The sequence below is a fragment of the Frankia sp. CcI49 genome (genome assembly GCF_001983215.1).
Classification (GTDB): Bacteria; Actinomycetota; Actinomycetes; order Frankiales; family Frankiaceae; genus Parafrankia; species Parafrankia irregularis.
In genome coordinates this window covers 200,191-219,218 of sequence record NZ_MOWP01000005.1, presented here as the reverse complement: position 1 = coordinate 219,218, position 19,028 = coordinate 200,191, and the positions used below count along the sequence as shown (strand labels likewise).

The following is a 19,028-nucleotide window of genomic DNA, read 5'->3' as shown; positions in this document are numbered from 1 at the left end:
CCCCGCGCCCCGCGCCCCGCGCCCCGCGCCCCGCGCCCCGCGCCCCGCGCCCCGCGCCCCGCGTGGGATCTCGCCTCTCGCGGACGCGCGATGCTGATTCTGCATCGGACCTGAATCGTCCCGAGTTCTATCACGCCTTGTTGACGTGAAACAGATCTATCCTTGCAAGGATTGTGCCTTGTATCCTGACGTGCGTCGCCCAGAGCGCCGCCATCCGTGGGATGGAACCGCCCGACCATCAGCCTGATGGCCGGTGGTGGCGGCACGCCGGACATCCGCGCACGCCGAGAACCGCCTTGGCGGCAATCCCGGGTGCGCCGCGGCGGGGCGCGAACAACCGGGTCATGAAAATCCAGACTGGAGTACTCATGGGCTCCCTTGCGGGAAAGGTCGCCGTCGTCACCGGCGCCAGCAGAGGAATCGGGAAGGGAATAGCGCTCGCGCTCGGCGACGAAGGTGCCACGGTCTACGTCACGGGACGATCGGTGCAGCCGGGGTCGCATCCACTGCCGGGAACGGTGGGTGAAACCGCGGCCGAGGTGGACCGCCGCGGTGGCCGGGGAATCGCCGTGCAGGTCGACCACGCCGACGACGAACAGGTTGCCGCGCTGTTCGAACGGGTCGAACGTGAACAGGGCCGTCTGGACCTGCTGGTGAACAACGCCTTCTCGCTGCCCGAGGACCTGACGGAGCCGCGCCCGTTCTGGGAGAAGCCGCTTTCGAACTGGGAGATGGTGGATGTCGGGGTCAGGTCGAACTTCGTCGCGGCGTGGCACGCGGCCCGGCTGATGACCCCGCGAGGGCAGGGGCTCATCGTCGCGATCTCAGGATTTGTCGGGGTGACCTACACCTACGGCGTCGTCTTCGGAACCTGCAAGTCCGCGGTCGACCGGATGGCGCGGGACATGGCGATCGAACTGCGGCCGCACGGTGTGACCTCGTTGTCGCTGTGGCAGGGGCTCACCTTCACCGAGCGGGCCCGGCGGAACCTGGCGCGGGACCCGTCGATGACGTCCCAGCAGGTCACGGACCCTGCGATCGGCTGCTCACCGGAGTTCCCCGGCCGCGTCATCGCCGCCCTGTCGGCGGACCCGGACCTGTTGGAACGGTCGGGCGGCACCTTCATCACAGCCGAGGTAGCGGCTGATTACGGCATCACCGACATCGACGGCCGGGTGATCCCCTCGGTGCGCGCGCAGCGTGGCTCGCCGATCTGGTCACCGGTGCAGTGAAAGCCATCCCAAGGAGGAACGATGACGACGGAAACAGGCCCGGAGAAGCTCGCGAGGCTTCTTGAGGTGCTTGACCGGCAGGACATCCTGGACTGCCTCATCCGGTTCAGTCGCGGTATGGACCGCTTCGATCGGGAGCTTTTCCTGTCCGCCTTCCACGACGATGCCGTCATCGCGGCGGGGCCGTTTGTCGGTGGGCCCGGAGAGCTGTACGACTGGGCTTCGGCGCTGCACGACCAGGGCCAGGTGGCGACCCATCACAACCTGTTGAACGTCACGTATGACATCGACGGGGAGACGGCGCACACCGAGACCTACTATATGTTCGTCGGCCGTAACCGCGACGAGACCAACTGGATCGCCGGCGGTCGCTATCTGGACCGCCTGGACAAGCGTGCCGGAGAGTGGCGCATCTCGCTGCGTACGAACGCGGTGGAGTGGTCGGGGCTGGTTCCCACGCTCGACATCCCGTTCACCGACATCCCGGATATCCACCTCAACGGAACGCCTGGCCGTGGAAAGGGCGATCCCTCCTACCGGCGGCCGCTCACGAACCTGCGCGCCCCGCAGATCCCCTGAGCCGAGAAAGAACGAGGACCTTCAGGACATGAGTATCAATGCCGACACCGACAGTGCGATAGACACCGACGATTTGAGGTACGTCGTCGACCAGGCGCGGATCCGGGACTGTGTGGTCCGCCTCGCCCGCGGCGAGGACCGGCGCGACGCCGACCTGATCAGCAGCGCCTACTGGCCGGAGGCGACCGACGACCACGGTGTCTTCGTCGGGGCGCTGAACGAGTACCTGGACTGGGTGGTGCCGGGTGCCGAGGCGATCTCGGTGACCTTACACACGCTCGGTCAGAGCCTGATCGACATCCAGGGCGCGCAGGCATCGGTGGAAACCCATGTGACCGCCTACCACCGCATCGACCTGGGTGAGCAGGAACATGACATCGTGATCGGCGGGCGGTATCTGGACAGGTTCTCCCGACGTGGGCGGGAGTGGCGCATCGAGCATCGCACGATGCTCTACGACTGGCTCCGGGACTTCGGGGAGTCGGTCGACTGGTCGCAGGGGGTGCTGGGCATGCCGTTCCTCGGTAACCACTACGTCGGCCGGTCCACCGGTGACCACAGCGTGACGTTCTTCGCCGGCTGATCGCCCGGAAGCGGGTGGCCCGTACCGGCTGGACCGGTGCGGGCCACCCGCGCAGCGCGGCCCGCGCTGTTCCTGCGGGGCTGCGCCTGCGGGGCTGCGCCTGCGGGGCGCCGCGTGCCGCGCTGAGCGGTGAGCTGCTACCTGCTCGCGGGGAGGTTCATGAGCCGGGCGAGGTTCTCGCCCATCATCTTGCGGACCAGTGGCTCCGGCAGATGCGCGAGCTCGTCCACATAGCTGAGCGGACTGGCCAGGCCCTCCGGGTGCGGATAGTCCGAGCCGAACAGCACGTGGTCCTCGCCGAGGAGCTCGGCCAGGGTGCCGAGGTCCTCCTCCCAGAACGGGCTGATGTAGATGTTGCGCCGCACGACGTCGACCGGGTTCTCCAGGAAGTCCTGCGGCATCTTCTTGTACAGGTTCTTCATGGCCGTGAGCAGCGGCGCGACCCAGCTCATGCCGTTCTCGACGATGGCGACCTTCAGCCGGGGGAACCGGGAGAGCGCGCCGTGGCAGACGAGCGCCGAGACGGCGTCCTCCACCGGCCGCCAGGCCTGTAGCATCTGGAAGGTGTTGGGCTGGAACGGCAGCATCTCGCGGTTGCGGCCCATCCAGTCGCTGCTGTAGCGGGCGTAGCCGCTGTCGGAGGAGTGCAGGGCGACGAGGATGTCGGCCTCCTGCACCCGTGCCCAGAACGGGTCGAACTCGGGGAGCCCGAACGACCGTGGCCCGCGCAGCCCGGGAACGGGCGCGGGCCGGATGAGAACGACCTTGGCGCCGCGCTCGAGGACCCACTCGAGTTCCTCGATGGCCTTGTCCACGATCGGCAGCGTGATGACCGGCGTGGTGAAGATCCGGTCGGCGTAGTTGAACTGCCAGGTCTCGTACAGCCATTCGTTGAGGGAGTGCACGACGGCGTGGACGAGGTCCACGTCATCGCGCATCCGCTCCTCGAGCAGGCTCGCCAGGGTCGGGAACATGAGCGTGCGCGCCAGCCCCTGCTCGTCCATGAGCGCCAGGCGGGCGGCGGGTTCCCGCCAGGCGTCGATGGACCGCACCGGCTTGCCGAAGATCTCCCGCGCGGACTTCCCCTCGGGGTTTCCGTGCCGGTAGTAGTCCTCCTGCGCGCCGGGCCGGGCGACGACGTCGAAGGTCGGGTTCGGAATGTAGTCGCTGATCTGGCCACGCACGACGATCTTCGTCCGGCCGTGCACGTCGACGTAGTCGATGGCGCCCTTGTAGCGTTCGGGCAGGAACTTCGTGAACGCGTCCCGGGTCTCGTATAAATGGTTGTCGGCGTCGAAGACCGAGATGTCGTGGATGGACATCGCACCTCCTGGGTGAATCCGTGAGGGGAGCTGTGGGGGACTAACGGCCTGATCCGCCGCGCGGGACGTCGCGGAAGGCCCGGTCGCGGTCCATCGCCACCTCCCGCGGCATTCCGAGTACCCGCTCGCTGATGACGTTGCGGGCGATCTCGGTGGTTCCGCCGCCGATGCAGGTCGTCTGGCGCAGCAGGAAGTCGTTGCCGCACTCGGCGACGGAGCCGTCGTCCGACGCCCAGGCGGCGCCGGCCGATCCGGCGATCTCGAACGCCATCGAGGTCACCCGGGTCGACGAGAGCCCGGCGAACAGCCGCCCGATCGCCGCGGACTGGTCGGGCATCCGCCGCGCGGCGATACCGCGGCCGATCCGGCTCTGCAGCGCCTCGCGGACGAGGTCGATCACCCGGCCCTCGCCGATCAGCTCACGGGTGCGCGGGTCGTCGAGGCGACCGGCGTCACGGGCCACATCGACCAGGAAGGTCGCGTCGACGCCGCCGTAGGACCAGCCGGCGGGCACGGTGACGAACGGCGAGTTGTGCAGCATCCGCTCGTGGAACATCCAGCGGGTGCCGACCGTCCAGCCGTCGTCGACCTCGCCGACCCGGTCGCTGTCGGGGACGCGGACGTCGGTGAGGAACTCCTGACAGAACTCCTTGTTGCCGTTGAGCATCTCGATGCGCTGCACATCCACGCCGTCCTGGCGGATCGGCAGGATGAAGACCGTCAGGCCACGGTGTTTCGGGGCGTCCCAGTTGGTCCGGGCCAGGCACAGCGCCCAGTCCGACCACCAGGCCCCGGTCGTCCAGATCTTGGAGCCGTTCAGGATCCAGTCATCGCCGTCCCTGACCGCACTGGTCAGGACCCCGGCGACATCCGAGCCGCTGCTCGGTTCGGACAGGAACTGCATCCAGATCTCGTCGCCACGCAGAATCGCGGGAAGGTGGCGCAGCTTCTGTTCGTCGGTGCCGAACTCCAGCAGCACCGCGGCGCACGGCGAGAACGTCGGGGCCTGAATGCGGGCCGGGTACTCGTAGCCCGTGATCTCCTCGTTGAACGCACGCTGATGGGCCGGGGTGAGGCCCTGCCCGCCGTACACCCGGGGGAAACAGATCCCGGCGAGCCCGGCGTCGAACAGCATCCGCTGGATCTCCCGCTCGCGGGCCACCTCGGCGAGCTCCTCGGCGTCGGTCAGGCGTGCCCGCATCACCCCGGTCCTCTCGCTCGTGACGAGCGGCGCCAGGTTCGCGCGAATCCAGGCCCGGGCCCGCGCCCGGAACTCCTCGACGCCTTCCTGATCGGGGGAGGAAGTCATTGAGCCTTTTCCATCTCACTATTGTCGAGCGCTGTAGGCATAGGTCGGATCCGACGATGGAAAAGGCTCATTCCTGCTCCTTGCGATGCTCGACGAGGCCGGCGACTCGCTGGCGGTGTTCGGCCGGAGTTCCGTACATGGCCCGACTGACCGTGCCGCGGCGCAGGAAGAGATGCAGGTCGTGCTCGTATGTGACGCCGATCCCGCCATGGAGCTGGACGCATTCCTGCAGCAGCTCGGTGCCGTTGTCGCCGATGTACGACTTCGCCGCGCTGACCAGCTCGGCGGCCTCGGGCGAGCGGGCGTCCACCGCGGCGGCGGCCGCGTCGCTGATGGCGTGGGCGGCTTCCAGCCAGGTCTTCAGATCGGCGAAACGGTGCTTCAGCGCCTGGTAGGAGGCGAGCGGGCGCCCGTAGGAGTAGCGCTCGAAGGCCCACCGGACCGTCAGCTCGAAGGCGGCCTGCATGGCGCCGACAGCCTCGGCGCCGCTGATGACGATGGCGCGCTGGAGCTGGCGTTCGACCTGGTCGGCGGCCTCACCCACCGCGCCGACCACCTGGTCGAGGCCGACGTGCACGTCGTCGAAACGCACGGTGGCGAAGCGCCGGTTCAGCTCGACCGTGCGTAGCGGGTCGATGGCGAGCCCCGCGACGCCCGGGTCGCCGGCAGCGGCGGCACCGGCAGTACCGCCGGTGTCGCCGGTGCCGCCGGGGGAGACCAGCACCTGGGTCAGGCCCCGCTCCCCGTGGGCGGTCACCAGCAGGTGGCCGGCCTGGCCTGCGGCCTCGACCGGGCGGGCGACGCCGCGCAGGACGAGGCTGTCGCCCTCCACCCGGTAGCTGACCCCGGTGCTGCCGAGCCGGTCCAGCGGCGGCGGGCCGCCCAGACACCAGGAGGCCACGGCGGTTCCGGCCAGCAGCTCGCCCAGCGCCGAGGCCTGCGCCGGGTGGTTCGCTCCGCCGGCCTCCGCCAGCGTCGCGGCAACCACGTTCGTCGAGGTCAGCGGCCCGGGTGCGGAGCGCAGCCCGAACTCGTGCGCGACCAGGGTCAGGTCGACGAGCCCGGCGCCGCTGGCGGAGCCGCCGCCCTGCTCCTCACCGACGAGCAGGGACGTCCACCCCAGCTCGGCGCCTTCGCGCCAGTAGTCGGGTTCGAACCCCGCGGCGTTGGTGCGCAGCGCGCGCACGACGTCGGCCGGGACCCGATCGGSCAGGAAGCGCGCTGTCGCCTCCCTGAGCACCTCCTGGTCAGGACTCAACTCCAGCAGCATGACTCGTCACCTTGCGTCACGTGGCTCTCCGGCTCTCCGGCTCTGCCTCTGGCGCTGGCTCTGCGCCTCTGCCTGCGCCCGTGCCTCTGCCTGCGCCTGCCGGTCGTCTGGTCAGCTCGTCACGATACGGACCGGCGGTCCACATCGGCAAGGGAAGGCGGCGCAACGCTGGGGAAGGCGAGCCGATGCAGCCCGGCGCGGACCTGGTCGAGGGCCATACCGCGCACGGACACCAGGTAGTCCACGACGTCGGCCCGCAACGCGGTGGACAGGATGTGGGTCAGGTACTCGGTGTCGTCGTGCGGGTGCGTGATCGTGAGCCGCCGCGCAAGCTCGTCCAGCCAGTACCGGCTCGACGAATGCGCGTAGTACGAGTGCGGCACCCGGTGCTCGAGGGCGCGGATCAGGGTGCGGTTGGCCCACACGAAGTCGAACAGCGTGTCGAGCAGGGCGTGCAGCGCCTCCAGCGGCTCACCGCCGGGCCCCACCGGTGGCGGGCCGTGGTGGACGAGCCGGCGCATCGCGGCGGCGCGGGGCAGCAGCACCGCCTCGATCAGGGCCGTGCGGTCGCCGAACCGCCGGAAGATCGTTCCCTTGCCGACCCCGGCGTGGCGGGCGATGTCGTTCATCGACACCTCCTCGACGCCGTCGCGGTCGAACAGCTCCGCGGCCGCCGCCAGGATCGCGGCCCGGTTACGGGCAGCATCGGCTCGCTCCGGTCCGGTCACCCTGCACCCCCTTCTCCATGGTTGACGAGGACGATCTTCCCGCCGACCTCTTGCCGATGTGGACCGCCGGTCCGTATCGTGACGGCCTAGTTCGTACGGCTGGCCGATCACGATGCGACATCCCCTACGCCCCAGGGCGGACCGTGGTGAGGCGTGGTGGTCGCCGGGCGATGATCCGGGGTGCCGGGCACCTGTCACCGGGCGCCCGCCCCGAGTCTGACCAGCACACCGGCATCGGTGCGCCGACAACAGCAGACCAGAAAACGACCGCCGGGGTCGCCCACTTCCCCGACCAGCAGGACCCACCTTCACGACCAGCAGGACACGACCAGCAGGACACGGCCAGCAGGACACACCGCCAGGCGGTGTCGAAGGGATGCGGTGCAGACGGTGAAAGACATCGAGGCCATCGACTTCTTCCGGGGCGACGAGCTCGTCGAGGACCCGTACCCGTACTTTCACGCGCTGCGTAACGAGTGCCCGGTCCGCAAGGAGCCGCATCACGGCGTCGTCATGGTCACCGGCTACGACGAGGCGGTCTCGGTCTTCCACGACTCCGAGCACTTCTCGTCCTGCATCTCGGTGACCGGCCCGTTCCCGGGCTTCCCCGTTCCGCTGGTGGGCGACGACATCTCCGAGCTGATCGAGCGGCACCGCGCCGAGCTCCCGATGAGCGACCAGCTGCCGACCTTCGACCCGCCGGTGCACACCGACCACCGTGCGCTGCTCATGCGGCTGATCACGCCGAAGCGGCTGAAGGAGAACGAGGAGTTCATCTGGCGGCTCGCGGACCGTCTGCTCGACACCTACCTCCCGCCCGGCGAGGGCGAGTTCATCACCGGTTTCGCCGGCCCGTTCGCGCTGCTGGTCATCGCGGACCTGCTCGGCGTGCCGGAGGAGGACCAGGAGGAGTTCATGGACCGGCTGCAGCGCCGGCCGCAGACCGGTGGCGTCGGCGCCACCGGCGACGACCACATGACGCACTCGCCGCTGCAGTTCCTCTACGACCGCTTCAGCACCTACATCGAGGACCGCCGCCGCGACCCGCGCGACGACGTCCTGACGGGGCTGGCGACCGCGACGTTCCCGGACGGCACGGTCCCCGAGGTGATCGACGTCGTGCGGGTCGCCGCCAATCTCTTCTCCGCCGGGCAGGAGACGACCGTCCGGCTGGTCAGCACCGCGCTGAAGGTGATGGCCGAGCGGCCCGAACTGCAGGCGCTGCTGCGCCGCGAGCGTGACCGCATCCCGAACTTCATCGAGGAGACGCTGCGGCTGGAGAGCCCGGTCAAGGGCGACTTCCGGCTCTCCCGCGTCCCGGTCACCGTCGGCGGCGTCGACCTCCCGGCGGGAACCACGGTCATGGTGGTCAACGGCGCCGCGAACCGCGATCCGCAGCGGTTCGCCGACCCCGACACCTTCGACGTCTCCCGGTCGAACGCCCGTCAGCACATCGCCTTCGGGCGTGGCATCCACTCCTGCCCCGGCGCGCCGCTGGCCCGGGCCGAGGCACGGGCCGGCATCGAGCGGCTGCTCGACCGCACCAGCGACATCAAGATCTCCGAGCGCGTGCACGGCCCGGCCGACGCGCGCAACTACCGCTACCTACCGACGTTCATCCTGCGCGGCCTGACCCATCTGCAGCTGGAGTTCACCCCGGCCTGACCCGCCGGCGACGCGACGAGACCAGCAGGCGACGAGACCAGCAACCCGAAGCAAGTGCTCACCCAGACAACGAGGTTTCCGGGAGTACGTCACAAATGTCGTTATCAGGCGCGCGCTACACCAGTTCCACGTCCATCAGCCTCGCCGACGGGTGGAGCTTCGAACGGCTCACTCCGCCGAGCCGGCTGTTCGGCGCCAACGGACTGCGCACCGGCCCCGACGGCCGGGTCTACGTGGCGCAGGTGACCGGTAGCCAGATCAGTGCCCTCGACGTCGAGACCGGAGCGCTGGAGACCATCAGCGCCAAGGGCGGCGACATCATCGCCCCGGACGACCTCGCCTTCGGCCCGGACGGCAACCTCTACGCCACCGAGGTCATGGACGGGCGGGTCAGCGTCCGCGGCGCCGACGGCCGGAGCCGGGTACTGCGCGACGACCTGCCCAGTGCGAACGGCATCACGGTCCATCAGGGCCGGCTGTTCATCAACGAGTGCCGCATCGGCGGACGTCTCATGGAGCTCGACCTGGCCGGCGGCGCGCCCCGGATCCTGGCCGAGGACCTGGCGATGCCCAACGCGATGGAGGTCGGCCCGGACGGCCTCCTGTACTACCCGGTGATGGGCACCAACGACATCTGGCGGATCCACCCCGACGGCGGCGAGCCGGAGCGGGTCGCCGGCGACCTCGGCGTCCCCGACTCGGTCAAGTTCGACGCCGAGGGCTTCATCGTCTCCACCCAGGTCCACAGCGGCCAGGTGCTGCGGATCAACCCGCGCAACGGCGACCGCACCGTGCTGGCCCAGCTGGAGCCGGGCCTGGACAACTGCACCTTCGTCGGGGACCGGCTGTTCGTCTCGAGATTCACCGGTGAGATCACGGAGATCCTCGGCGGTGGCGAGACCCGCACGACGCTGCCCGGCGGGCTGACCTGGCCGCTGGACCTGACCGTCGACGCCGAGGGCAACCTCTACGTCGCCGACGGCACCTTCTTCTACCTGCTGCCCCGCGGCGGCGGACTGCAGACGCTCGGCATGCTGTTCACGCCGAACTACCCGGGCTTCGCGCGCAGCGTCCAGGCGGTCGGCGGGGGCGAGTTCATCGTCGGCACCGCCAGCGGCACGGTGGTGCGCTGGCGCCCGGCCAGCCAGGAGTCGGAGATCCTCGCCGAGGGCCTCGACCAGGTCTACGGCGTCGCCGTCGCCGCGACCGGGGTCATCGCCACCGCCGACTTCGGCACCGGCGAGGTGCTGCTCGTCCGCTCCGGCGGCCAGAAGGAGGTCGCGGCCTCCGGCCTGTCCAAGCCGCTCGGCGTGGCCTTCGCCCCCGACGGCACGCTGCTCGTCTCGGAGTCGGGCGCGGGCCGGGTCGTCGCGATCAGCGGTTCCAAGGTCGAACCGGTGGTCGACAACCTGTCCGACCCGCAGGGCATCCTGGTGCGCGGTGGCCGGCTCTACATCGTCGACGCGGGCAGCAAGGAGCTCATCAGCACCGACCTCAGTGGCAACGACCGGCAGACGATCGCCGGCAACCTGCCGCTCGGCGCCCCGGCCGGCGTGATCCCCAAGCCGCTGCGCGGTATGCAGCCGTTCTCCGGCCCGCAGGGCCCGTTCGCGGGCATCGACGCCGGGCCCGACGGCACGCTGTACGTCTCCGCCGACGCCGAGGGCAGCGTGCTGGCCCTCACCCACGCGGGCTGACCGGCGCCATGACGGACAAGGACTTCTTCGGCCTGGACGGCCGCGTCGTCATCGTCTCCGGCGCGGGCGGCGGCGGCATCGGCACCTCGGTGGCCCGGCTGATCGCCACCGCCGGGGCGACCGTGGTCGCGGTCAGCCGCTCCCAGGAAAACCTCGACACCCATGTCGCCCCGCTCGCGGACGAGGGCCTCGCGGTCATCCCCGTCGCCGCCGACGCCGCCACCGACGAGGGCATCGCCACCGCCCTCGCGGCGGCCGAGCAGGCCAGCGGTGACCTGTACGGCCTGGTCAACATCGCCGGCGGCGCGGGGCCCGCGACCTGGATGCCCGCGACCCGGGTTACCCGCGCGGACTGGCGGGATCTGTTCGCCTGGAACCTGGAGACGATGTTCTTCATGAGCCAGGCGGTCGCCGCCCGGCTGCGCTCGGCGGGCCGCCCCGGCTCGATCGTGTCGCTCTCCTCGATCAGCGGGATGAACTCCGCGCCGCTGCACATCGCCTACGGCACCGCGAAGGCGGCACTGGTCGCCGCGACCCGCACCCTGGCCGTGGAACTGGCCGCCGAGAACATCCGGGTCAACGCGATCGCCCCCGGCGTGACCGCGACCCCGGCCTCGGGCACCTACGTCGACGAGGACCCGGAGCGTGACCTCCGGGCCATCGCGATGGGCCGGCGCGCGCGGCCCGAGGAGCAGGCCTCGGCGATCCTGTTCCTGCTCTCCGAGCTTTCGAGCTACATCACCGGCCAGACGATTCTGGTGGACGGCGGCCTCAACCTGAAGTGGACCCATCTCGGGGCCGACAACACGTCCCTCTTCCTCAAGGACGAGAACTTCCGCGCCGCCATCACGCGCCCGTAGTACCGGCAACCGACGATCACCCCTTTGGTAAACCGACTATCTCCTCACGCGGGTTGGAGAAATGTCATGACGGAAACCGTCGAGAACATCCAGGAACCGGGCGCAGCGGTGCCCCCGGCGCCGGCGGCCGAGCGGTTCTCGGAGCCGCTCACCATCGGTGTGGAGGCGTACCTCTCACCGGAGTACGCCCGCGCCGAGCGCGACAGACTGTGGCGCAAGGTGTGGCAGCAGGCCGGCCGGGTCGAGGAGATCCCCAAGGTCGGCGACTTCCTCACCTACGAGATCCTCGACGACTCGATCATCATCGTGCGTACGGCGCCGGACCGGATCCGCGCTTACCACAACGTCTGCTCGCACCGGGGCCGGCCGCTGGTGGACGTCGCGCCGGGTGCCCACGACGCCCGCGGCCGCAAGCGGCAGTGGGTCTGCGGGTTCCACGGATGGCGGTACAACCTGGACGGCGAGAACACGTTCATCGCCGAGCGCGACGACTGGAAGTGCGGCCTGACCGAGGCGAACACCCGGCTGCCCGAGGTGAAGGTCGACACCTGGGGCGGCTGGCTGTGGATCAACCTGGATCCCGAGGCCGGCCCGCTGCGGGAGTACCTGGAGCCCGCGGCCACCCTGCTCGACCCGTTCCAGCTGCAGAACATGCGGTTCCGGTGGCGCAGGTGGCTCGTCTTCGACTGCAACTGGAAGGTCGCCCTCGAGGCCTTCATGGAGACCTACCACGTGCCGTACACGCACCCGGAGTTCATGAGCTTCGGTGCCTTCCTCGGCTGGTCCCGGGCCCAGGGCATCCACAGCAACATCGGGTACGACGCGCCCAAGAACATGGACGAGAACCAGGCGAAGCTGCGGGTGGGCAGCGGTGCCGACGCGCGGCTGTCCACCGCCGAGCTGCAGAACTTCACCTGGGAGAACGCCAACACCAACACGACGAAGACCCTCGTCGACGTCGCGAACCGGCTGGCCGACGACCTGCCGGAGGGCACCCCGCCGGCCGAGGTGCTCCAGCACTGGCTGGCCACCGCCCGGGCCGAGGACGCCGCCCGCGGCGTGGTGTGGCCGACCGTCGAACCGGCCGCGGTGGGCGCCAGCGGGACGGCCTGGCAGATCTTCCCGAACTTCCAGATCGGCCACGCGCTGAACAACATGCTCTGCTACAGCGCCCGGCCCTACGGCTACGACCCGGACAAGTGCATCTTCGAGGCGGCCGTCTACGAGCTGTTCCCCGAGGGCGAGGAACCGGCGACCGAGTGGGAGTTCACCCCGCCGGACGACCCGGGCTGGCGCACCGTCCTTCCACAGGACTTCTCCAACATGGCCGCGATCCAGCGGGGCATGAAGACCGCCGGTTTCACCGGGCCGAAGCCGAACCCGTACCGCGAGCGCACCGTGGTGAACCTGCACCACAACCTGGCCCGCTACATGGGCACCGGCGAACCGCGCCCGCTCACCTAGAACCTCGTCCAGAACCGCGCCGTCAAAGCCACCTCACCGCGTCACCGATATCACGAACCGAGGACCTCGCATGTCCCAGTGCGCTCCCACCGAGACGCCCGAGATCGACCAGGAAGCCCTCAGAACGAAATACCTTCACGAGCGGGACAGGCGGCTGCGGACCGATGGCCAGCACCAGTACCTGGTCGCCGAGGGCGGTTTAGAGGAGTTCCACACCGCGGACCCGTACATGCCGGTCGTGCCGCGGCTGCCGATCACCGAGGAGATCGAGGTCGCCGTCCTCGGCGGTGGCTTCGCCGGCCTCATCGCCGCGGCCCGGATCAGGCAGGCCGGCGTCGAGGACGTCCGGATCATCGAGCACGCCGGTGACTTCGGCGGGGCCTGGTACTGGAACCGCTACCCGGGCATCCAGTGTGATACCGACAGCTACTGCTACCTGCCGCTGCTCGAAGAGACCGGCTACATGCCGAAGCAGAAGTACGCCTTCGGTGACGAGGCCTACGAGCACTGCCAGCGCATCGGAAAGCATTTCGGCCTCTACGACAAGGCCATCTTCCACACCCTGGTCCGCTCCCTGGAATGGGACTCGGAGATCCGGCGCTGGCGGATCGGCACCAACCGGGACGACGAGATCCTGGCGCGTTTCGTCGTCATGTGCCAGGGGCCGTTCAACAAGCCGAAGCTGCCGGGCATCCCCGGGCTGGAGACGTTCACCGGGCACACCATCCACACCGCCCGCTGGGACTACGAGTACTCCGGTGGCACCCTCAGCGGCGGGCTGGACAGGCTCGCCGGCAAGAAGGTCGCGGTCGTCGGCACCGGCGCCAGCGGTGTGCAGGTCATCCCGCACATCGCGAAGGCGGCGGAGCACCTGTACGTCCTGCAGCGCACGGCGTCGTCCATCGACGAGCGCGGTGACGTGCCGACCGACCCGGAGTGGGCCGCGTCGCTGCAGCCCGGCTGGCAGGCCGAGCGCCAGCGCAACTTCCACACCGCCGCGTTCGAGGCCTTCGGGCCGGGCCAGCCGGACCTCGTCTGCGACGGCTGGACCGAGATCAGCCGCAACCTGGCCGCGCATCTGGACGCCACCAGCGGCTGGGCGGCGCTCGCCGATCCCGCGAAGTTCGTGGAGCTGCGGGAGACCGTCGACTACCAGGTCATGGAGCGGCTGCGCGCGCGCATCGACGAGATCGTCGAGGACCCGGCGACGGCCGAGATCCTCAAGCCGTACTACCGCTTCCTGTGCAAGCGGCCCTGCTTCAACGACCAGTACCTGCCGACGTTCAACCGCCCGAACGTCACCCTGATCGACGTCGCCGACACGAAGGGCGTCGAGCGGATCACCGAGAAGGGCTTCGTCGCGCACGGCGTCGAGTACGAGGTCGACCTCATCGTCTTCGCCAGCGGCTTCGAGATCACCACCGACCTCGACCGCCGGTTCGGCATCGCGCCGTACGCCGGCCGGGACGGCCTCTCGCTCTACGACAACTGGGGCGAGGGCTACCGCACGCTGCACGGCATCATGACCCACGGGTTCCCGAACCAGTTCTTCACCGGGTTCGTCCAGGGCGGCGTCACCGCCAGCACGACGCAGATGTTCGTGCAGCAGGCCGACCACATCGCGTACGTCATCTCCACCGCGCTCGAGCGCGGCGCCACCTCGGTGGAACCGACCCTCGAGGCGCAGGACGCCTGGGTCTCGACCATCCGGGCCGGCGCGATCGACAACAGCAACTTCGAGCGGGAATGCACGCCCGGCTACTACAACAGCGAGGGCGAGAAGAAGCGCCGCTCGCATCTGGGCGACCCCTACTGGCCCGGCTTCTACGTGCTGGAGGACCTGTTCAAGGCCTGGCGCGACACCGGTGAGCTCGAAGGCCTCGTCCTCGACAAGTGACCGGGCCAGCACTCGCCATGCGCGTCAGGAAGGAGCACTGATGTCGGAACTGCGCTTTGACGGTCGGGTCGCGGTGATCACCGGCGCCGGCCGGGGCCTGGGCCGGGCCTATGCGCTGCTGCTCGGGTCCAGGGGGGCCAAGGTCGTCGTCAACGACCTGGGCGGAACCATGCGCGGCGACGGGGCCGACAACGGGCCCGCCGACGAGGTCGTCAAGGAGATCATCGCCGCCGGCGGCGAGGCGGTCGCCTCGCTGGACTCGGTCGCGACCGCCGAGGGCGGCCAGGCGATCATCCAGACGGCGCTCGAGCACTACGGCCGGATCGACATCCTGATCCACAACGCCGGCAACGTGCGCTACGCGCCGCTGACGGAGATGACGTACGAGGACTTCGACGCGGTGCTCGACGTCCATCTGCGTGGTGCCTTCCACGTGGTCCGGGCCGCCTTCCCGGTGATGGCCGAGGCCGGCTACGGCCGGATCGTGCTGACCTCGTCCATCGGGGGGCTGTACGGCAACAAGGCGGTGGCCAACTACGGGACCGCCAAGGCCGGCATCATTGGGCTGACGAACGTCGCCGCGCTAGAGGGCGCCGAGCACGGCATCACCTGCAACGCCATCGTCCCCGGCGCGCTGACGCGGATGGCCGAGGGCATCGACACCTCGGCCTACCCGCCCATGGGCCCGGAGCTCGTCGCCCCGGTGGTGGGGTGGCTCGCGCACGAGTCCTGCTCGATCACCGCCGAGCTGCTGGTGGCGATCGCGGGACGGATCGCCCGCGCGTTCGTCGCGGAGACCCCCGGGGTGTACCAGCCGTCCTGGACGATCGACCAGGTCGCCGAGCGGATCGAGGAGATCCGGGACAGCAGCGACCCCTGGGTCCTCCCGGTCGTCCCGTCCGCCCACGTCGACCACATCGTGCGGAGCTTCGCGATGGCGACCGCAACCGCGCCCACGGACTGACTGCAAGACGGACTTACTGAAAGGGGGAAGGGGATCCCGGGCCGGTCGTCGACGACCGGCCCGGCCCCCTGACTACCAATGGGTGTGAAAGTCTACGAGCGCATTCTCGACCTTTTCGAGGCCGAGGGTATCAACACCATCTTCGGCATTCCCGACCCGAACTTCGTGCACATGTTCCACCTCGCCGAGGAGCGCGGCTGGAACGTGGTCGCGCCGCATCACGAGGAGTCCGCCGGTTTCATGGCGGAGGCGGTCTCGCGGATGACCGGCAAGGCCTCGGTGTGTATCGGGACCCTCGGCCCGGGTGTGGCGAACCTCGCCGGCGCGATGATGTGCGCCAAGGTCGAGAACTCGCCGGTCATCTTCCTCGGTGGGCAGCGGGCCCGGATCACCGAGCAGCGGGTCCGCCGCGGCCGCATCCAGTTCGTGAAGCAGGCCGAGCTGTTCGATCCGTCGGTGAAGTACAACGCCAGCATCGAGTACGCCGACCAGACCGACGAGGTGATCCGGGAGGGCCTGCGCAAGGCCCTGTCAGGCACTCCGGGCCCGGTCTACATCGAATACCCCTCCCACGTCATCCTGGAGGAGCTCGATGTTCCCGCGCCGCTGCCTCCTTCGGCCTACCGCCTGGTCAACCAGACCGCCGGCCAGGACCGGATCGACGCCGCCGCCGCGGCCATCCGCGCCGCCAGCCAGCCGATCCTGCTGGTCGGCCACGGTGTGCACACGGCGCGGGCCGGAGAGTCGGTGAAGGCGCTGGCGGATCTGATGGCCGCCCCCGCCATCCAGACCTCCGGCGGCACCTCGTACATCAGGGGCCTGGAGGACCGCACCTTCCCCTACGGCTTCTCGCCGTCGGCGGTCGACGCGGTGGTGAAGTCCGACCTGGTGGTGGCGATCGGCACCGAGCTCGGCGAGCCCGTCCACTACGGGCGGGGCCGGCACTGGCTCGCGAACGAGGCGAACCGCACCTGGATCCTCATCGAGCAGGACCCCGAGGCCATCGGCGTCAACCGCCCGATCGACGTCCCACTGGTCGGTGACCTGCGCGCGATCGTCCCGCAGCTGGTCGAGGCGCTGAAGGACACCCCGCGCACCGCCACGCCGGAACTCGCGGAGTGGATCAAGCAGGACGCCGACCGGCTCGCGGAGCTGGCCCAGACCGCGCCGTCGGGCCTGTCCCCGGTGCACCCGGCCCGCCTGATCGTCGAGGCGACCAAGGCGTTCCCGTCGGACGGCATCATGGTCCGTGACGGCGGCGCGACCACGATCTTCGGCTGGACCTACTCGCAGGCCAAGCCGAACGACGTGATGTGGAACCAGAACTTCGGCCACCTGGGCACCGGCCTGCCCTACGCCGTCGGCGCCGGCGTCGCGGCCGGCGGCAAGCGGCCGATGATGCTGATCACCGGCGACTCCTCCTTCCAGTTCCACATCGCCGAGCTGGAGACCGCCGCCCGGCTCAACCTGCCGCTGGTCTGCGTCGTCGCCGTCGACTACGCCTGGGGCCTGGAGGTCGGCGTCTACAAGCGGACCTTCGGCCAGGGCTCGCTGGAGACAGGCACCCACTGGAGCACGAACACCCGCCTGGACAAGGTCGCCGAGGGCTTCGGGTGCTACGGCGAGTACGTCGAGCGCGACGAGGACATCGCGCCCGCCATCAAGCGCGCTTACGCCAGCGGAAAGACGGCCGTCATCCACGTCGCCGTCGATCCGAAGGCGAACTCGGAGGAAATGCCGAGCTACGACGAGTTCCGCACCTGGTATGCGGAAGGCACCCAGTGACGGGCGTCACACATCATCCCTATGATGGCCGTTCGCATACTTCAGGCTCAGGAGAGGGGTTCGTCCGGTTATGCGTGAAGCACTGAAGTTCTACATCGGCGGGGAATGGGTTGACCCGGCCCAGTCCGGAACCTTCGACGTGGTGAATCCCGCCACCGAAGAGGTCGCCGGAAAGGTGGCCGCGGGTTCCGCCGCGGACGTCGACCGTGCCGTCGCCGCCGCGAAGGCCGCGTTCCCGGGCTGGTCGGCGACCACCAGCGAAGAGCGGATCGCCCTGCTGGAAAACATTCTCGACATCTACCAGAAGCGCATCCCGGATCTCGCCGCGGCGCTGACGGAGGAGATCGGAGCACCGGCCGCGCTCGCCGGCGGCTTCCAGATGGGTCTCGGTGCCGGCCACCTCACCACCGCGATCGAGGCCCTGAAGACGTTCGAGTTCGAGGAGGTCCGCGGCCCCTCGTTGATCGCACGGGTGCCGATCGGGGTCTGTGGCCTGATCACGCCGTGGAACTGGCCGGTGAACCAGATCCTGGTGAAGCTCATCCCGGCGCTGGCCACGGGTTGCACCACCGTGCTCAAGCCGTCGGAGAACTCGCCGTTCACCGCGCAGATCCTCGCCGAGATCCTCGACGCCGCGGGCGTCCCGGCCGGGGTGTTCAACCTCGTGCAGGGCGACGGCCTCGGTGTGGGAGTTCCGCTGTCGGTCCACCCGGACGTCGCCATGATCTCCTTCACCGGCTCCACCCGCGCCGGGATCGAGATCGCCCGCAACGCCGCCCCCACGGTCAAGCGGGTCACCCAGGAGCTCGGCGGCAAGGGCCCCAACATCGTCCTGGACGACGACGCCTTCGCCGAGAACGTCGGCAAGGGCGTGGCCGGCGTGATGCTCAACTCCGGTCAGACCTGCAGCGCGGCGACGCGGATGCTGGTGCCGGCGTCCCGGATGGACGAGGCCGTCGCGATCGCGCGCGCGGCTGCCGAGGCGACCACGGTCGGTGACCCCACCACCGACGTCGCCATCGGCCCGGTGGTCTCGGGCGCCCAGTTCGACAAGATCCAGGCACTGATCCAGAAGGGCATCGACGAGGGCGCGACGCTCGTCGCCGGCGGCACCGGGCGCCCGGACGGCCTGGCGAAGGGCTTCTACGTCCGGCCCACCGTCTTCGCCAACGTCGACAACGACATGACCATCGCCCGCGAGGAGATCTTCGGGCCGGTGCTGACGATCCTCGGATACACGGACGTCGACAACGCGGTCGAGATMGCCAACGACTCCGAGTACGGCCTCGGCGGCGCCGTCGCCGGGGCGGACCTCGACCAGGCCCGTGCCGTGGCCCGCAGGCTTCAGGTCGGCTGGGTCGTGATCAACGACGGATTCGACTTCGGTGCCCCCTTCGGCGGCGTGAAGAAGAGCGGAAACGGCCGTGAATGGGGCCCGCTCGCCTTCGACGAATACCTCGAGACCAAGGCAATCGTCGGCTATCAGTAGGCGCCCTGCCGCTCCTTTCGCTTCGTCTCTTGTGAGCGTGAGGGACGGGCAGGGCCGGACAACGCGCGCCGTGCCGTGGGAAGACCCGCGGCACGGCGCCGATGGTGTGGTGCGGCACTGAAACGTGCCCCCGTCGCGGGGGTCACGCAAACGCTCAGCCTTTTCCGTCGTCGACCCGGAACCG

15 protein-coding genes are annotated in these 19,028 nt (G+C 69.6%); 11 read left to right on the top strand and 4 right to left on the bottom strand.

Annotated features, from left to right (window positions below):
• Positions 1-368 precede the first annotated feature (368 nt).
• From CcI49_RS04210 to CcI49_RS04200, 3 genes are read left to right on the top strand one after another with little or no spacing between them, the layout of a single operon-like run.
• Positions 369-1,232 (top strand): SDR family NAD(P)-dependent oxidoreductase, encoded by an 864-nt coding sequence (locus CcI49_RS04210; protein ID WP_076824409.1) that lies wholly within the window; start codon positions 369-371, stop codon positions 1,230-1,232.
• A gap of 21 nt (positions 1,233-1,253) precedes the next feature.
• Positions 1,254-1,811 carry a nuclear transport factor 2 family protein gene (locus CcI49_RS04205; RefSeq protein ID WP_076824408.1) on the top strand — a complete coding sequence of 186 codons (558 nt, stop codon included), beginning with the start codon at positions 1,254-1,256 and terminating at the stop codon, positions 1,809-1,811.
• Between the two features lie 28 nt (positions 1,812-1,839).
• Positions 1,840-2,394, top strand: a complete 555-nt coding sequence (locus CcI49_RS04200; protein WP_054567445.1) for a nuclear transport factor 2 family protein — start codon at positions 1,840-1,842, stop codon at positions 2,392-2,394.
• A gap of 137 nt (positions 2,395-2,531) precedes the next feature.
• Here CcI49_RS04200 and CcI49_RS04195 read toward each other — a convergent pair whose 3' ends face one another.
• The 4 genes from CcI49_RS04195 to CcI49_RS04180 all read right to left on the bottom strand — a co-directional run bounded on the left by CcI49_RS04195 (position 2,532) and on the right by CcI49_RS04180 (position 7,023).
• On the bottom strand, positions 2,532-3,716 hold the full coding sequence (locus CcI49_RS04195; RefSeq protein WP_054567444.1) for an amidohydrolase family protein: 1,185 nt from the start codon (positions 3,714-3,716) through the stop codon (positions 2,532-2,534).
• A 40-nt stretch (positions 3,717-3,756) separates the two neighbouring features.
• Positions 3,757-5,025 carry an acyl-CoA dehydrogenase family protein gene (locus tag CcI49_RS04190; RefSeq protein ID WP_054567443.1) on the bottom strand — a complete coding sequence of 423 codons (1,269 nt, stop codon included), beginning with the start codon at positions 5,023-5,025 and terminating at the stop codon, positions 3,757-3,759.
• 67 nt (positions 5,026-5,092) lie between these two features.
• Complete coding sequence (locus CcI49_RS04185; RefSeq protein ID WP_076824406.1) at positions 5,093-6,295, bottom strand: acyl-CoA dehydrogenase family protein; 1,203 nt, start codon at positions 6,293-6,295, stop codon at positions 5,093-5,095.
• 119 nt (positions 6,296-6,414) lie between these two features.
• Positions 6,415-7,023, bottom strand: a complete 609-nt coding sequence (locus tag CcI49_RS04180; protein WP_054567441.1) for a TetR/AcrR family transcriptional regulator — start codon at positions 7,021-7,023, stop codon at positions 6,415-6,417.
• 390 nt (positions 7,024-7,413) lie between these two features.
• On the opposite strand from CcI49_RS04180, the gene CcI49_RS04175 reads away from it, so the two are divergent.
• The 8 genes from CcI49_RS04175 to CcI49_RS04140 all read left to right on the top strand — a co-directional run bounded on the left by CcI49_RS04175 (position 7,414) and on the right by CcI49_RS04140 (position 18,844).
• Complete coding sequence (locus CcI49_RS04175; RefSeq protein ID WP_076824455.1) at positions 7,414-8,688, top strand: cytochrome P450; 1,275 nt, start codon at positions 7,414-7,416, stop codon at positions 8,686-8,688.
• A gap of 95 nt (positions 8,689-8,783) precedes the next feature.
• Positions 8,784-10,385 (top strand): SMP-30/gluconolactonase/LRE family protein, encoded by a 1,602-nt coding sequence (locus tag CcI49_RS04170; RefSeq protein ID WP_076824404.1) that lies wholly within the window; start codon positions 8,784-8,786, stop codon positions 10,383-10,385.
• A gap of 8 nt (positions 10,386-10,393) precedes the next feature.
• Positions 10,394-11,245, top strand: coding sequence for an SDR family oxidoreductase (locus CcI49_RS04165; RefSeq protein WP_054567439.1), 852 nt, complete (start codon positions 10,394-10,396; stop codon positions 11,243-11,245).
• Positions 11,246-11,311: 66 nt separating this feature from the next.
• Positions 11,312-12,709 (top strand): aromatic ring-hydroxylating dioxygenase subunit alpha, encoded by a 1,398-nt coding sequence (locus tag CcI49_RS04160; RefSeq protein ID WP_054567438.1) that lies wholly within the window; start codon positions 11,312-11,314, stop codon positions 12,707-12,709.
• Between the two features lie 70 nt (positions 12,710-12,779).
• Complete coding sequence (locus CcI49_RS04155; protein WP_076824402.1) at positions 12,780-14,606, top strand: NAD(P)/FAD-dependent oxidoreductase; 1,827 nt, start codon at positions 12,780-12,782, stop codon at positions 14,604-14,606.
• A 40-nt stretch (positions 14,607-14,646) separates the two neighbouring features.
• Entirely contained in the window at positions 14,647-15,570 is a 924-nt protein-coding gene (locus CcI49_RS04150; RefSeq protein ID WP_054567436.1) for an SDR family NAD(P)-dependent oxidoreductase, read from the top strand.
• 78 nt (positions 15,571-15,648) lie between these two features.
• Positions 15,649-17,355, top strand: coding sequence for a thiamine pyrophosphate-binding protein (locus tag CcI49_RS04145; RefSeq protein ID WP_076824400.1), 1,707 nt, complete (start codon positions 15,649-15,651; stop codon positions 17,353-17,355).
• A gap of 70 nt (positions 17,356-17,425) precedes the next feature.
• The gene (locus CcI49_RS04140) at positions 17,426-18,844 is read left to right on the top strand and encodes an aldehyde dehydrogenase family protein (RefSeq protein WP_076824398.1); all 1,419 of its coding nucleotides are present in this window, start codon (positions 17,426-17,428) and stop codon (positions 18,842-18,844) included.
• The last annotated feature ends 184 nt before the right edge of the window (positions 18,845-19,028 follow it).